Annotated in this window: 11 protein-coding genes and 1 pseudogene; 8 read left to right on the top strand and 4 right to left on the bottom strand. The window is 61.2% G+C overall.

Going from position 1 to position 16,129, the window contains the following annotated elements; translation table 11 throughout:
* Position 1 precedes the first annotated feature (1 nt).
* From RXV88_RS18745 to RXV88_RS18775, 7 genes and pseudogenes are all read left to right on the top strand, one after another.
* Entirely contained in the window at positions 2-1,507 is a 1,506-nt protein-coding gene (locus RXV88_RS18745; RefSeq protein WP_316295032.1) for a fumarate hydratase, read from the top strand.
* A gap of 20 nt (positions 1,508-1,527) precedes the next feature.
* A pseudogene (locus RXV88_RS23735) lies at positions 1,528-2,610 on the top strand (class I adenylate-forming enzyme family protein); the annotation flags it as partial.
* 123 nt (positions 2,611-2,733) lie between these two features.
* On the top strand, positions 2,734-3,060 hold the full coding sequence (locus RXV88_RS23740; RefSeq protein ID WP_410468843.1) for a class I adenylate-forming enzyme family protein: 327 nt from the start codon (positions 2,734-2,736) through the stop codon (positions 3,058-3,060).
* The gene (locus RXV88_RS18760) at positions 3,057-4,790 is read left to right on the top strand and encodes a thiamine pyrophosphate-binding protein (protein ID WP_316295035.1); all 1,734 of its coding nucleotides are present in this window, start codon (positions 3,057-3,059) and stop codon (positions 4,788-4,790) included. Before RXV88_RS23740 ends, RXV88_RS18760 begins: the two co-directional genes overlap by 4 nt.
* A 10-nt stretch (positions 4,791-4,800) precedes the next feature.
* Complete coding sequence (locus RXV88_RS18765; RefSeq protein WP_316295036.1) at positions 4,801-5,541, top strand: SDR family NAD(P)-dependent oxidoreductase; 741 nt, start codon at positions 4,801-4,803, stop codon at positions 5,539-5,541.
* Between the two features lie 7 nt (positions 5,542-5,548).
* On the top strand, positions 5,549-6,751 hold the full coding sequence (locus RXV88_RS18770) for an acyl-CoA dehydrogenase family protein (RefSeq protein WP_316295037.1): 1,203 nt from the start codon (positions 5,549-5,551) through the stop codon (positions 6,749-6,751).
* Positions 6,751-7,794: a phosphotransferase family protein gene (locus RXV88_RS18775; RefSeq protein ID WP_316295038.1), complete on the top strand. Its 1,044-nt coding sequence runs from the start codon at positions 6,751-6,753 to the stop codon at positions 7,792-7,794. Before RXV88_RS18770 ends, RXV88_RS18775 begins: the two co-directional genes overlap by 1 nt.
* Positions 7,795-8,056: 262 nt before the next feature.
* Here RXV88_RS18775 and terL read toward each other — a convergent pair whose 3' ends face one another.
* Positions 8,057-9,145, bottom strand: a complete 1,089-nt coding sequence (terL, locus tag RXV88_RS18780; protein ID WP_316295039.1) for a phage terminase large subunit — start codon at positions 9,143-9,145, stop codon at positions 8,057-8,059.
* A gap of 740 nt (positions 9,146-9,885) precedes the next feature.
* Here terL and RXV88_RS18785 point away from each other — a divergent pair.
* Positions 9,886-10,548 carry a cyclic nucleotide-binding domain-containing protein gene (locus RXV88_RS18785; protein ID WP_316295040.1) on the top strand — a complete coding sequence of 221 codons (663 nt, stop codon included), beginning with the start codon at positions 9,886-9,888 and terminating at the stop codon, positions 10,546-10,548.
* Between the two features lie 20 nt (positions 10,549-10,568).
* On the opposite strand, the gene RXV88_RS18790 is transcribed toward RXV88_RS18785, so the two are convergent.
* The 3 genes from RXV88_RS18790 to RXV88_RS18800 all read right to left on the bottom strand — a co-directional run bounded on the left by RXV88_RS18790 (position 10,569) and on the right by RXV88_RS18800 (position 15,775).
* Positions 10,569-11,312, bottom strand: coding sequence for a cyclic nucleotide-binding domain-containing protein (locus tag RXV88_RS18790; RefSeq protein ID WP_316295041.1), 744 nt, complete (start codon positions 11,310-11,312; stop codon positions 10,569-10,571).
* A gap of 54 nt (positions 11,313-11,366) precedes the next feature.
* Positions 11,367-13,427: an ammonium transporter gene (gene amt, locus RXV88_RS18795; RefSeq protein WP_316295042.1), complete on the bottom strand. Its 2,061-nt coding sequence runs from the start codon at positions 13,425-13,427 to the stop codon at positions 11,367-11,369.
* 491 nt (positions 13,428-13,918) lie between these two features.
* Entirely contained in the window at positions 13,919-15,775 is a 1,857-nt protein-coding gene (locus tag RXV88_RS18800; protein WP_316295043.1) for an SLC13 family permease, read from the bottom strand.
* Positions 15,776-16,129 lie beyond the last annotated feature (354 nt).

A 16,129-nucleotide genomic window follows, 5' to 3' on the forward strand; every position in this document is an offset into this window, starting at 1 on the left:
CATGACACTGATCCGCGAAGACGACCTGATCGCCTCCATCGCCGATGCACTTCAATACATCTCCTACTTTCACCCACCCGATTTCGTCCGCGCCATGGCGTCCGCATGGGCGCGCGAGGAAAACCCCGGCGCGAAACAGGCCATGGCGCAAATCCTGGTCAACAGCCGCATGTGCGCAATCGGCCGCCGCCCGATCTGTCAGGACACCGGTGCTGCCAACGTCCATATCCGCATGGGCGTTCAGGCCAGGACAGATTTCACCCGCGCGCTTCAGGACATCTGCGACGAAGGCACCCGGCAGGGCTATTTGCGGGACGAAAACCCGCTCCGCGCCTCGGTCGTGGTCGACCCCTTCGGCGTACGAAAGAACTCGGGCGACAACACGCCCTGCATGCTGACGGTGGAGCTGGTCGCGGGCGACAAGATCCATGTGGAAGTCGCCGCCAAGGGCGGCGGTTCGGAAAACAAGGCCAAGTTCACCACGCTGAACCCCTCCGGCTCTATCGCCGACTGGGTCGTGCAAACTGTCGAAACGCTGGGCGCCGGCTGGTGCCCACCGGGACTCCTCGGGATCGGCGTCGGCGGCAATGCGGACAAGGCGATGGCGCTGGCCAAGGCGGCACTTTCCGACCCCATTGATCTGCACGACCTGATCCGCCGCGGGCCACAGGACAAGACCGAAGAGCTGCGGCTCGAGATTGCCGAGCGGGTCAACGCGCTCGGTATCGGCGCGCAGGGGCTGGGTGGCGTAACGACCGTGCTCGACGTCAAGATCAGGTCCTTCCCGACGCACGCGGCCTCGCTCCCCGTGGGCCTGATCCCCAACTGCGCAGCCACCCGGCACGTCCATTTCACGCTTGACGGATCCGGCCCGGCGGAGTTCGCGCCACCCGATCTTGCCGACTATCCGGACATCGTGCTTGACCACGCCAGCGCCCATGCCCGCCGGATCGACCTTGACACCCTCACCGACGAGGTGGTGGCTTCGCTCGAACCCGGACAGACGCTGCTGCTGTCCGGCACGCTCTACACCGGGCGCGATGCCGCGCATAAGCGGATGATCGACATGCTCGACCGGGGCGCGCCGCTTCCCGTCGATCTGAGGGGCCGTGCGATTTATTACGTCGGCCCCGTCGACGCCGTGGGCGACGAAGCAATCGGCCCCGCCGGCCCCACCACCTCGACGCGCATGGACAAGTTCACCGACCGGATCCTCGGCGAAACGGGCCTGAAGCTGATGATCGGCAAGGCCGAACGCGGCCCGGTGGCGCTGGAGGCCATCGCCAAGCACAAGGCCGCCTATCTGATCGCGGTCGGTGGCGCGGCCTATCTGGTGTCGAAGGCGATCAAGGCGGCAAAACCCGTGGCATTCCAAGACCTTGGAATGGAGGCGATCTATAAGCTGAAGGTCGAGGATATGCCCGTGACGGTTGCCGTCGATACGAATGGCAACTCCATACACAAGACCGGCCCAGCCAAGTGGCGCCGGACGCCGGAACCTGCATGATGCTCCAGACCGTCGGACAGATGCTCGCCACCCAGGCCAGGTTGCAACCCGACCGCACGGGCGCACGCGATCTTGAGCGGTCCATGACCTTCGCCGAGTGGAATGACCGCGCCTGCCGGTTGGCCAACGCGCTGTTGTCGCTGGGCCTGACAAAGGGCGATCGGGTGGCCGTTCTGGCCTACAACCGGGTCGAATGGGCTGAGATCTACGCCGCCGTCGCCAAGGCCGGGTTGGTGGCGGTGCCGATCAACTTTCGCCTTACAGCCCCGGAGGCACGGTTCATCTGCGAGGATTGCGCCGTGTCGGCTCAGATCGCGTAAGAGGCGCTGGCATTCGTCGCGGGTCCCCTGCGCGAAAGTATGGACCTGCCGCATTTCATCAGGATCGGCGGCGAGGCGCAGGGCTGGCGGAGCTATGAGGCCCTGATCGCCGATGCTCCCGCCGGCGAACCCGCCGTGGACGTGACGCCCGACGACACCTGGTGCCTGATGTATACCTCTGGCACGACGGGCAATCCCAAGGGCGCCATCCGCAGCCATCGTGGAATGGCGATGCTGGCGCTCATGACAGACATCGAGCTCGGTCTCACGCGCAAGGATGACGCGCTCCTCGTCATGCCGATGTGCCACGCCAATTCCCTCAATTTCTTCACGGCGTTCCTCTACATCGGTGCCGCCGTCACGGTATTTTCCCGCGCGAATTTCGACGCCGAACTCTGTCTGCGGGCCTTTGGCGAGATGGGGGTGACGTTTTCGTCACTGGTGCCGACGCATTACACGATGATGCTGGACGTCCCCAAAGATAGACGCGGCGCCGCCGATTTCGGGCGCGTGGAAAAGCTCATGGTGTCCTCCGCGCCCGCACGCGTGGAAACCAAACGCGCCATCATGGAGATGTTCCCGAACTCGGGCCTGTTCGAACTCTACGGTTCGACCGAGGCGGGCTGGGTCACATTCCTGCACCCCGACGAGCAATTCGACCACCTCGGCACCGTCGGGCGCGAGGTCGTGGGCTCCGCTCCGGTCCGGCTTCTTGACGAGAGCGGCGAAGAGGTGCCTGACGGCGAGATCGGCGAGCTTTACTCTTCGTCGCCCTACGCGTTCGAGGGCTACTGGAACTTGCCAGAGAAGACCGCAGAGGCGTTTCGCGGCCCGTATCTCTCCGTCGGCGATATGGCGCTCCGCGATGCCCAGGGCTTCATCCGGCTGATCGACCGAAAGAAGAACATGATCATCTCGGGCGGCGAGAACATCTATCCGACCGAAGTCGAGGCGCTTCTTGGCCAGCATCCCGACGTCAAGGACGTGGCCGTGGTCGGACTGCCGGATGAGAAATGGGGCGAGCGTGTCGCCGCCGCCATCGTGCGGCGCGACGGATCGGAGCTGAGCGCCGAGGCTCTGATCGAGTGGACGCGCACACGGCTTGCCGGGTTCAAGCGCCCGCGCGAGATCGTCTTTCTTTCAACCGAAGAGATGCCGCGAAACGCGACCGGCAAGATCCTTCACCGTGTCCTTCGGGACATCCTGTCTGAAATCACCGGGGGCACAACATGACCGAACCGCAGGACCTCAACCGCGACGAAGACAGCGTCGCCGCATGGATCGCACATCTGCTCTCCGAGCGGGGGATCGATCGGATTTTCGGCCTGCAAGGCGGTCACATCCAGCCGATCTGGGATCACGCCGCCAAGCGGGGTATCCGCATCATCGACGTGCGCGACGAAGGCGCGGCCGTCCACATGGCCCATGCCCATGCCGAACTGACCGGTGGGCTCGGTGTCGCCATGGCAACGGCCGGACCCGGCGTGACGAACTGTGTCACGGGTATCGCGAACGCCTCGCTGGCCCGCGCACCCGTCCTGCTGATCGGCGGCTGCACATCGCGTCCGCAGGCGAATATGGGGCCTTTGCAGGACATCCCGCATGTCGACATCATGCGGCCCGTTTCCCGCTACGCCCGAACTGCGCGTGTCGCGGAACAGGTTCTTCGCGAGCTTGACGAAGCCATTGCCCGCGCCTTCGGAGACCTCGGCGAGCCCGGGCCGTGCTATATCGAGATCCCGACGGATGTCTTGCGCACGCGGCTTGCCCCGGCGCTCGTTCCTGACGACTGGATGGCAGCGAAGGCGCCGCGCCGCGTACCGCCGGACCCTGCGGGCGTTGCCGATGCAGTGGCGGCGATCCGGGCGGCGAAGCGCCCTCTTGTCGTTTCGGGACGCGGCGCGCGTGGGGCGGGTCTTGCTCTCATGCGTTTCCTCGATGCCACGGACGCGCTCTATCTCGACACGCAGGAAAGCCGCGGGCTGGTGCCGCCCGAGCATCCTTCAGTGGTAGGCGCGGTGCGCGCGGCGGCGATGGCACAGGCCGATCTGGTCATCACGCTGGGGCGCAAGCTCGACTACCAGCTTGGCTTCGGCTCTCCGGCGGTGTTTCCAGACGCGCGGTTCCTGCGGATCGCGGATACAGCAGGAGAGCTTGTCGACAACCGTCGCGGGACACCGGAATTGCTGGCGTCGGTCCCGCTCGCGCTTGACGCCCTGACGGACGCGTTCGGCAACGATCCGGGCGCGCGAGATGCGGATTGGCTGGCCGGGCTGCGCGCCAAGCACCGCGAGCGGACCCGGAAAGGAAAAGAGACGGCCGGACCACAGACCGGTGCGGACGGCAAGATCCATCCCATGGCCATCTTCGACGCGATCCGCGAAGTCGGCTCCGACGACTACATCGCCATCGCCGATGGCGGCGACCTGCTGAGCTTCGCGCGCGTCGGTCTGGAGGCTGGGACCTATATGGACGCTGGCGCCTTCGGCTGCCTTGGTGTCGGTGTGCCCTTCGCCGTCGCCGCCGCCCTCGCCCTGCCCGACCGGCAGGTGATCTCGGTCAACGGCGACGGCGCCTACGGGATCAACGCGATGGAGATCGACACAGCGGTCCGCCACTGCGCCAAGGCTGTCTTCATCGTATCGAACAACGCCGCTTGGAACATCGAGCGCTACGATCAGGAGGTCAATTACGGCGGCCGCGTCGTTGGCACGACGCTCAGGCATTCCGACTATGCCGCGATGGCGCGCGCGCTCGGGGCCCACGGCGAGCGTGTCGAGGACCCGTCCGATCTGGCGGACGCGCTCCGGCGCGGGATCGAGAACGCCCCGGCGGTCATCGACGTCGTCACCTCGCAGGCGGCGGTGTCATCGGACGCGAAGAAGGGTCTGGGGTTTGTTCCCGACTACCAGCCACTCACGGCCTGGGACGACGCCGAGCGCAAACGGAGAGGCTTGACGTGATGGCGGCAGGATGGAGCTGAGACTCGACGGAAAGCTTGCCTTGGTGACGGGCGCGTCGGGCGGCCTTGGGCTGCATTTCGCAGGCGTCCTGGCCAAGGCCGGAGCACATGTCACGCTGGCCGCGCGGCGTGCCGAGACCGTCGAAGCCGAAGCGCACAGGCTCCGCGAGGCAGGGCACGCGGCCGACGCGGCCGAGCTTGACGTGACACGGGACGACAGCGTCGCGGCCCTGTTCGAAGCCACCGCGTTCGACATCGTCATCAACAACGCAGGCATCGCTGGCGGTGGCGCGGCACTCGACATGCCGCGCGACGAATTCCAGCAGGTCATCGACACAAATCTGTCCGGTGTTTTCGCCGTCGCGCAGGCCGCAGCACGGGGCATGACCGAACAGGGCGGCGCGATCGTCAACATCGCGTCCATCCTCGGGTTGCGCGTGGCCGGGCACGTCGCCGCCTATACCGCCTCGAAAGCCGCCGTCGTGCAGCTGACCAAGGCGCTGGCGCTCGAATGGGCGCGATATGGCATCCGCGTGAGCGCGCTTTGTCCTGGCTACATCGAAACTTCGATCAACAATGCGTTCTTCGCGACCGATGCTGGCAAGGCTCTGATCCGGCGCATTCCGCAACGCCGTCTTGGACGACTGACCGATCTCGATGCCCCGCTTCTGTTGCTGGCCTCCGACCAAGCAGCATACATGACCGGTGCGATCATCGCCGTCGATGGCGGTCACCTAGTCTCCGGTCTCTGAGGTGCCCATGGATTTCACGATTTCCCCCGACATAGCCGAGCTTCGCGACCGCATCGAAACCTTCGTCGAGACCCACTTGATCCCGCTGGAAGCCGATCCGGCCGCCTATGACGCACATGAAAACCTCGCCGCCAAACCGCTGGCCGAGATGCGCGCCAAGGCGAAGGCCGAGAGGCTTTGGTGCCTTCAGCTCAAGTCCGAGAACGGCGGTCGCGGGCTCGGCAAGGTCGGAATGGCGGTGTGCTACGAGGCGATGAACCGGTCGATCTTCGGGCCCGTGTGTTTCAACTCCGCCGCGCCCGACGACGGCAACATGATGGTGCTCGAAGCGCTGGGAACCGAGGTGCAGAAAGAGCGTTGGCTTGCCCCTATCGTGCGCGGCGAAGTCCGATCGGCCTTCGCCATGACCGAGCCGCACCCGGGCGGCGGATCCGACCCCGGCATGATGCTGACGACGGCGACTCGCGACGGCGATGATTACATCGTCGAAGGCCGGAAATGGTTCATAACCGGGGCGGGCGAGGCCGCGCATTTCATTCTGCTCGCCCGTACGGCCGACGATCCACGCCGGGGGCACACTGCCTTCCTGTTCCACCGCGACGATCCCGGTTGGGAGATCGTTCGGCGGATCCCCATCATGGGGCCGGAAGAACACGGCGGACATTGCGAACTTGCGTTCGACGGTCTGCGCATCCCGGCGGAAAATGTGCTGCTGGAGGAAGGTCGGGGCCTGAAGGTCACCCAGACCCGGCTGGGCCCAGCACGGCTGACCCATTGCATGCGCTGGCTCGGCCTCGCCAAACGCTGCGTCGAGCTTGCCACCGACTATGCCGCCAACCGAGAAGGCTTTGGCGTGCGGCTCGCCGAGCGGGAAAGTGTGCAGGTCATGCTTGGCGATCTGGCGATGCAGATCGAAACCGGGCGCCTTCTGGTCATGAAGGCAGCCTGGGAGATCGACCGCGGCGGTTACGCCCAGAAAGAGGTGTCCATGGCCAAGATCCATGTGGCGGGCCTTCTGCACAAGGCGGCCGATGTCGCGATCCAGATCAATGGCGCTCGTGGCTATTCCAAGGATACCGTGCTCGAATGGATCTATCGCTACGCCCGCCAGGCGCGGCTGGTCGATGGTGCCGATGAGGTGCACAAGATGCTGCTGAACCGCCACCTGCAGGAGCAGAAAAGAGACTTCTGGCAGTGGGACAGCGCGTAATGGCGACCGCGCTGCATGGCCCTACCGATTTCGATCCCGAAGCTCTGGCCAGTCTTCTGGAACACCGCCTCGGGCCTACGAACGGCACCTTCCACCTGAGCCGGATCGACGGGGGACAGTCGAACCCGTCCTATTTCCTCGACTGGGCCGGGCGCCGTCTGGTGCTGCGCAAACAACCTGCCGGCCCGATCCTGAGGGGCGCGCATGCAATCGACCGCGAATACCGCGTGCTGAAAGCGCTGCACCCTACCTCGGTCCCGGTCCCCGAGCCGGTTCTCTACCACGACGAGGCAGACGCGATCGGGACGCCCTTCTACCTAATGGAGCGAGTCGATGGACGGGTGCTGACCGACACCGCACTTTCGCACATGGCCCCCGACAAACGCCGCACGATCTGGATGGCGGTGGCCGACGCCATGGCGGCGATGCACTCGGTTCGGCCCGAGGACGTGGGGCTGGGCGATTTCGGCAAGCCGGGCAATTATTTCGAGCGGCAGATCACCCGCTGGGACAGGCAATACCGCGGCTCACCTTCCGGTCCGATCGCCCCTATCGAGCGGCTTCACGGCTGGCTTGGCGCACACCTGCCGCCAGATGACGGCACCATCGCACTCTGTCACGGAGACTTCCGGCTGGGCAACATGCTTTTCCACCCGACAGAACCGCGCGTCGTCGCGATCCTCGATTGGGAGCTTTCGACGCTCGGCCATCCGCTGGCCGACCTCGGCTTCTGTTGCATGCCCTGGCACACAGCACCCGATGAATACGGCGGGTTGCTTGGTTATGATCTCGCGGCGATGCACCTGCCTTCGGAAGACGCATTCGTCGCGCGCTACATGGCGACCCGTCCCGGTTCAGCACCGCTTTTGGCTTTTCACAAGGCCTTCGCGCTATACCGCTTCGCGGTAATCTTTGTCGGCATCACAGACCGCGCCCACGCCGGGACGTCGAACGATCCCGAGGCCGCGAAATTTGCACCGCTTGCGGAGCGGTTTGCCCTCAGAGCACTGGAGATCGTCGACCGTGGATCTCACGACGCTTGAAGATAGCCGCCTTGACGAGGGGTGACGCGGCTCGATTTTTGGATCAGGGGCCGACCGGCGAACGGCACAACCTGTCAATAGCTCCGCAACATGCCGCCGACAGCACTAAGTTCTGCGATCAAAACATGAACATACATTGCACACGAAATTGCTCAATTTATTGAAATTAATCAAAAATCTCCACCATCTATCACTAGACAGACTTGGCACCGTGCAAATATGAATTCACAAACCAGCGCCAAAAACGCTCGTTCGCGCCCGATCACCCCTTGAACCTGCTGCAGTGCCGGATCGTGTGGTGCGGGAAGTCCAAAGCGCGCAGGCATTGGGACATGCTGTCAACCTGGTCATCATGTTTCCCTTTCGGAAAGGAGGCCACTTCCGCCTTTAGCCCTTCTAGCCAGTGCGCGGCTTTGGGAAGACGCACCTGCCCGTCCTCGATTTTGGCGGACTGAGCGATCATGCGTTCGACCTTACCCTTTTCTGGGGAAAGCCACGTCGCCTCTCTGACGCCCTTCTTCACGAGATCGGGTTTTAACGACAGCCCGGTAACCGCTTTCTCTATGACGATGAGGTTCGGCTTCCATTTCTTTCTCAGCGCGAGTGCCGCGTAGAGGATTTCCGGATAAAGCTGTTGCTGCCGGTAGACATCCAGCAAGTCGACGTAGTTACCGATAATGCCCCACGTCGTGCAGACGGTGTAGTCGTTCGACTCGCCCGGAATGGCTGCGGTATCCCAGCTTTGCACGACGGCTTCGTACTGCGCTCGAGGACGAGCTTTGTCGTAAGCACCAAACCATTCAAGCTTGATGAGGTTGCCGCCCGGCAGAACCGGAAGTTGCTGGTACTCCGCCTCATAGGCAAGGTGACCGATCTCGGATCGGATCTTGGCATACTCGTCCAGCCCGAACCGGTCAGGATCAAGCGGCTCGCCGCGTTGGCGCCGATACTCCATGCCGTCGCCCAGATCGAAAGGCTGCTCGTCGAGTGCAAGCGCGGGCCAGCTCAGGACTTCCCAGGCACCGCTTTGCTTCAGGCGGCCCAGAAGATCGTCTTCATGCAACCGTTGACCTACTACCACAATGGTTCCGGTTTTTGGGTTATCCAGACGCGTGGCGATGGTGTTCTGGTAGACCTCAAAGGCCGCGTCGCGGGCAGCTTGAGAATGCGTGTCCTGCGCCTTCATGGGATCGTCGATAACGACGATATCACCTCCCTTGCCTGTCATCGTGCCTTGCATCGACGTGGCGATCCGGAAGCCTTTCCGTGAGGTGTGGAACTCGGCGACCGAATTTTTCTTCGGATCGAACTGCATGGCTGGGAAACAAGCCTTGTAGAATGGCTCCTGCATCAGTCCGCGACACTTGTGACCTTCCTCTCAGCCATCTCGTTAGCCGCAACCGTCATGTTCTGGCTATGAAATGTGAATGAGTCCTGACCCTAAGGACAATGTCCGCTACGGGCTCAACTCCGACATCTGAGTATTTCCCTCAAATGACGACTAAGTGCCGTTGAGCAGTCGTTCGGTCACGGAAAGCGGGACTTCCAGCTCTCAATTACCGCTTCGATCCGGAGCGGACGCTGGCGAAAAATCGAGAAATGACCGGGTCGCGGACGCAGCTGCCATAAACGTCGAGCTGTGATAGTGCTTTGTAGAGGCGTTTCGGAGGCTAAACGCGGATAACCGAAGACATTGAAACCGATCCTAGGCTGTATGGCTTCGACACCAGCAGATACATCGGCAGGTCGTCTGGCTCCACTTCCGGTTCCCACGGAGCTGTCGTGATGTCGAGGACATGCTTGCCGAACGGGCACGAAGGCGTGTTAACTATATCTGGTAAAGAGGTTCGACTAGAAATCGGACGGCTTTTTTTAGGTTGATTTCATCACCAAGTACCTGGGCCGACTATCTCGGTGAAGGGCTGAACCTGTCGAACCACTTGGAGTTCAAGAAAGTGCTTACGTTGTCGAGGCCGAGGTCCACACAAAACCGCCCCAGAGCAGTCGCAAGTAACCCTAAGCCCTGTTTACGGCGCTGTTCGATCCTCCGAGGTTCGCCGGCCAAGCATCTATCCACGTGAAGGAGGCCGAATGCCGTTTCTAGAGGTATTTGGGTGGCTGGGGGCGCTGCTGACGCTTGCCGCATATTCCATGCGCAGTATGTTTCCGCTGCGCTGCGTCGCACTGGGCGCAAACGTGGCATTCATTACCTATGGGGCGCTGACGCCAGTATACCCGATGCTCGCACTGCATTTGGGGCTCCTGCCGCTAAATGCTTACCGTCTTGCCGAGATCCTGCTGGGCTTGCGCCGGATGCGAGCTGCCAGCCGGATCGTCAATCCCGTCGATGCCCTAAGACCCTTTCTTCGCCCGACAAGGTTTTCGGATGGTGATGTCGTTTTCCGCCGCGGCGACGTGCCGGACCGCATCTACTATCTCGAACGCGGTACGGTTCTTCTGCCTGAACTGGGCGAACGGCTTTTGGAAGGGACGATATTCGGCGAGATGGCCTATTTCTCCGATGCCGGGCAGAGAACCGCTTCGGCGATTTGCGAGGGAGATTGCTCGATCCTCTCCATCGACGAGAAAAGCTTCATGATGCTGAATCGGCAGCATCCGGAATTCGGTCATTATCTGATCCGTTTGATCGCTCAACGACTCGTAGACGGGCACCGCAAGCGACCTGAGCTCTATGAAGGTTTCATCGAACAGCCCAGCGCCGGACCTATGCAGATGGACGGTTCAGCAACCTGACGCAGCGGAAGGGGCTTGCCCTAGAATTCCGAGGCTGGGAACGCCTCCGATGTGGCGCGGTTGTTTGCCTGCAAAAGCCTCATATTGGCATCCACGAGCTTACGGCCCACCGACGCCCGCAGCCACTGCTCGACATGAAGTCGTATCTCATCGTCGTTCTTGCAAAGCGCCATTATGTCAGCGCCGGAGAGTGTGAAAACGCGCACCGGTTCTACCACCTCGACCCGCGCAGAAGCCCGCCCGCCCGATAAAACATTGAGCTCTCCGACAAAACCGCGCCGGATCTCCGCAACGACATGACCTTTTGCGATCACCAGCGCCTCGCCCGTGAGGATGTAATACAATTCCTCGACGGGGACGTCTTCTTCTATAAGGACGGTGCCGGCCGGAACGTCGGACCACCGCCCCAAGTTCAGCAGGCGTCGCGCCATGGGGACAGGCATTGCGGGAAAGACATCATCTATCATCTCGCGTTCCTCCGTCGAAAAATCGTTCTTCAGGCTCAGATAAAAGAGGCGAGCCATCCCGACGAGGCTAATGCAAATCCAGAAAACCTGAATCGTGGCAGCGGCGGGATTGAACGCGTTGACGAGACTGATGAGAACCAAAGATGCCGCAGTCAGGTTTAGCAGCGCATAGGTATAGCTCGACCCTCGAATGAACCCGGATTGGAGAGCGGCGTAGGAACCCACGTAGAAGAACGCGCCAAGATGCCCGATCCAGTTGAAGACCAAGTCTTCAGAGATGCCGCCGGTTTCCATCATCGGCTGATGGGCTCGGTACGCGTGGGTTGTTCAACCTGCCTTGGCTCGCTGCAACTACCGCGCATCGACTGACCTGTTGCGCTTGAAAAAACGCGACGGTTTTTGCTGCATGGTCTGCCGTCGCCCCTCGACGGAAAAGAGCACCGTCGACCCGATGCCCTTAAGCCTGACGCGGCGCTGTTTCTCATAGATGAATTCGGTGCCGATCCTGTCGATCACCGCCTCGCTGACCGAGATCTTTCCCGGTTGGCCGGCCTCTTCGATGCGAGAGGCGAGGTTCACCGTCATGCCCCACATGTCGTAGACAAAGCGCAATTCGCCAACCACGCCGGCCACCAACGGGCCGCTGTGCACACCGATGCGCACTTGCAGGTCCCGTCCCATTGAAAGTCCGTGCTGTCTTGTCTGGAACAGCAATTCCAGAGCTGCATCTATGGCGACTGCGCAATGATCAGCATCGTCATTCATCACACCTGCGACATACATATAGCTGTCGCCCACGGTCTTGATCTTCTCAAGGTCATAATGCTGGATCACAGTGTCGAACTTGCCGAAGAGGTCGCGGAGGAGGGCGATCGAGTCCTCCGGCGGCACGCTCGCGGAATATTCCGTGAAATCGACGATATCGACGAATACGACGGTCGCGTCCGTGACCTGATCTACGATCTGCTCGGCGCCACCGTTAATGCGAGCCGCAATTCGCTTCGGCAAAACGCTTTCCAGAAGCTCGTTTTTCTGCGCCAACGCTAGCTCCAGTTCAGCCTGTTGCCTTTCTGCTCGGTCAAAGGACCTTTCGAGTTCGAACAGCACCGAATTGTAAAACAGACCGATTTGACCGACTTCGGTAAAAGGGGATTGCGGCGCGCGTTCGGAAAGGTCGCGGTTACGGGCTTGCCGTTGCATGACCTCGAAAAGTTCGTTGAGGTCGGTGTTGGCACCGTGCTCGCCGACATTGAGCCCGATGGTTTCGACATGTTGGGTAACCCGAAGCGGGATCACTTGATTGATTGACCAGAGCAAGCCTAGCGGCACCGCTACGGCATGGGCGATCAGCACGACGATCCCCGTCATTTGCATTGCGAGCTGCTCGCCTACCCCTGAGCCAAGCTGATCGGAACCGAAGATGGCGACCGCCGCAAGCCCCCAAAGGCCGGACAGGAAATGCACCGGGACCGCTCCGACCACGTCGTCGATATGTAGCCGTTCCAGCGCCTTGTCGCCGAAAAAGGCGATGCTCCCTCCGACCGACCCTACGACAATCGCCTCTCGCACCGAGATCAAGTCGCAGCTCGCCGTGATCGCGACGAGCCCGGCAAGACCGCCATTCATGCCGTAGAAGACGCTCGGCTTGCGCTCCATCGTCCAGGAGATGGCGAGACCCGTCAGTACGCCACCTGCGCCGCCGACGATAGTGTTGAGCAGCAATCCCGGTACTTCAGTGGTAAATCCCCCAGCGCTGCCGCCGTTGAAGCCGAACCACCCGAACCAGATAAGCAATACGCCCAGCATCGTTAAAGGCAGGTTCGATCCGTTGAACCGTCGCGGCTGTCCGCTGTCCAGAAAGCGGCCCTCGCGCGGGCCAATGATCAGGATCGCGGCCAGCGCGACACCACCGCCTACGGCGTGGACCACGCCCGAGCCCGCAAAATCGTAGAAGCCCTGTCTATTGAGCCAACCGACCGGCGCGCCAGCGGCATCCTCGGCCCAAGCCCAATGGCCGAAGATCGGATAGATCAAGGTTACGGTGATCACGGTTATGAGAAGATAGGCGTGAAATGCCGAACGCTCAGCCACGGCGCCGGACAGGATTGTTGCCGCCGTCCCGCAGAACATCGCTTGAAAGATGAACTGTACGTAGGCGCCGCTGGCGTCCAGCTTTTCAAATGCGAAATCCGATGTGCCGATCAGACCGCCGAAGCTTGTTCCGAACATCAATCCGTAGCCGATTGCCCAGAAGAGCAGCACGGAGATCGACAGATCGCTGATGTTCTTTATCGCAACGCTGATGTTGTTCTTGCTGCGAGTAATACCTGCCTCGAGACACATGAAGCCGGCTTGCATCATGAAAATCAGCGTTGCGCAGAATATCACCCAGACTTGATCGATTTCAGTCATCAATGAAGCTTAAAACTATCTTAGTTCCTCCGCGCTGAATGGCTCGGAGGGTGGATTTCCACTGCCTTAGCTTCAAGCCTCCCGCTGTCGGTTGTCAACGAAAAGAGCCTTTCGAATACATTTTTTTTCCTCCATTTGAGCCGAGGAACTGCCACGGCGGCGCTGCCACGTTAACTTGCCATGTCCGTTACGGCCTTCGTGTATTGGGATGAGGCCGCCACAAGCTTGCGCCGACGGACCGTGGCTACGGCTTGCCAGAGTTGCCGCCCTATTCCCTCGGTCTGTACGCCTCGCGGACGCCGAGCGAGCCCGTGAATGCGGCGATCGCGCATATCAAGCGGTCTTTTACACAGCGAAAGTCCAGTCTTTGACCTCCACCAGCCGGGCCGCAGTAGCCAAGAAAGCCAATTGTCTTTCACGACGCCAGAACACAGCAGGTCGAAAGAAGGAAGCTGCGCCCCTTGAACGATGGGGCCCGCATTGAGCCGTCCTCAGAACACGACGTTCAGCATCGTCAAAGAGACCACGAGAAACAGAACCGTCATTATCCCGCCGCTCTTGATGAAGTCGATCACCCGGTAGCCCGCTGGTCCCATGATCAACGCGTTGACTTGGTGCGTTGGGATCAAGAATGAGTTTGAGGTGGAGATCGCCACCGTGAGTGCGAAGAGAGCGGGGTTTCCTCCCGCGGCAATGGCGATAGAAACCGCGAGCGGCACCAGAAGGACGGTCGCGCCGACGTTCGACATGATCAGCGTGAAGATCGTTGCAAGGATGGCAAGCCCCGCCTGGAGTGACCAGAGCGGCCATCCGTCGAGCAGGCGGATGATCTCTTGCGCGATCCACGCCGCCGTTCCGGTGGACTGGACCGCCTGCCCCAGCGGGATCAAGCTCGCCAAAAGAAAGACGGTGCTCCAGCTGATCGACTCGTAGGCCTCGTCGATGTCTATGACGCCCGTGAGGACCATACCCGCTGCTCCGGTCAGCAGGCAGAGTGACAAGCGGAGATCGGTAAGCAGGATCAGCCCGAGCGCGATTGCGAAGAAGAATAATGCCCAGCCGACCTTGGTCGGGCGGAGCTCCTCGCGTGGAAACTCGGAGGTTACCACGACAAAGTTCCGGTCCCGCGTGAGGCGGGTCAGAGCGTCCCAGGTACAATGGATGACCAGCGTGTCCCCCGCCAGAAACGGAACCTCGCCGACCTGAGTCGGTGCGTGCTCGGCAGTTGCGACGAGGCTCATCGTCTCCTCGCCTCGGTGGATGGCGAGAAGGCTTGCACCATAAGTCTTCCGAAACACCAGTTCGTGGGCGCATTTGCCGATCACAGACGATCCCGGTGGAATGACCATTTCTGCGATCCCTGAGCGCGTCGGCGCGCACATCTCGGCAAAGACATCAAGATCGGGGTGCAATTCAAAGCCCTGCTCCTCGACCATTTCACGAATGTTTTTTTCCCGCCCCAGCAATGCCAGCCGGCATGGCGTCGTAATCTCGGTCTGAATGACGGGCGCGAACCACGTTTTACCCTGATAGGCACTGCCGATAATGTAGACATGGTAGTGCTTCATCAGGTCGTCAAAGGTCTTGCCTTCGCAGGAACTGCCGGCGGGGATCGTGATCTCGAAGATGTCGGTCTTCAGGCCATAAATCGTCTTGAGATACTCCTTGACCGACCGACCGCTTGTGGCGTCGCCCTCGGCAGCCCGTCCGGGCAGTATCCACCGTCCGAGCAGCATGAAATAGAGAATGCCGCTTGCCACGAGCGCAAGTCCGATAGGCGTCACGGAGAAGAGACCAAAGGTTTCCATACGCTGGTCTTCCGGCAGCGCCCGGTTGGCGTTCAAGATCAGATCGTTCAACAGGATGAGGGGCGACGAGCCCACCATGGTCATCGTGCCCCCGAGGATGGCGCAGAAGCCCATAGGCATCAGCAGACGTCCGAGCGGGATTTCGGTGCGGACAGAAATCCGGCTGACCACAGGCAAAAAGAGCGCGGCTGCGCCCACGTTCTGCATGAAGGACGATATCACGCCCACCGTTCCCGAAACGATCGGAACGACACGTGCCTCGGATTTACCGCCGCGCCTCAGGATAAGAGCCGCGACGCTGTTCATCATTCCGGTCTTGTCAAGGCCGGCCCCGATGATCATCACCGCTATGATCGACACGACAGCATTCGAGGCCAGACCATCGAAGAGGCGCGATACATCGGCAAGCGTGCCTAGCCCAGGCACCTGACTCAGCAATCCCAAGAGAACCATCACGAGGATCGCCGCAAAGTCGATGCGCACGACCTCGGAGACAAAGAGGATGACCGTGAACAGAAGTAGGCCGAGAACGACCATCATGGGCAATGTTAGACTGATGGTCTCCAAGCCGATCCCCCATCATTTGCTGCCAGATTCGCACCGGAGTTATCGAATGGAAGTCCCAAGGCAGCATCCCCGATATCTCCTGACTGCGAAACCTTTGCACAATCTTGCCCACTGGGCTGTCGCGAGCGCCCCTTTCTGAACCACATTCGAAGCCTACCACGGAACTGGGCGATTTTGCACTGATCACGGTAGTCCATTTCGCGTCCACGGAAACTCGCTCCATTTTCAAGACCGCTTTGGGCTCTTCCAAGGGTGCTGCCAGACGGATTCGAACCCGTCTCCACAAGGACAGTAGGACTTCCCTTATACCGCGCCAAGTTCGCGCCA

This window comes from Aestuariicoccus sp. MJ-SS9 (genome assembly GCF_032586235.1).
GTDB lineage: Bacteria > Pseudomonadota > Alphaproteobacteria > Rhodobacterales > Rhodobacteraceae > Aestuariicoccus.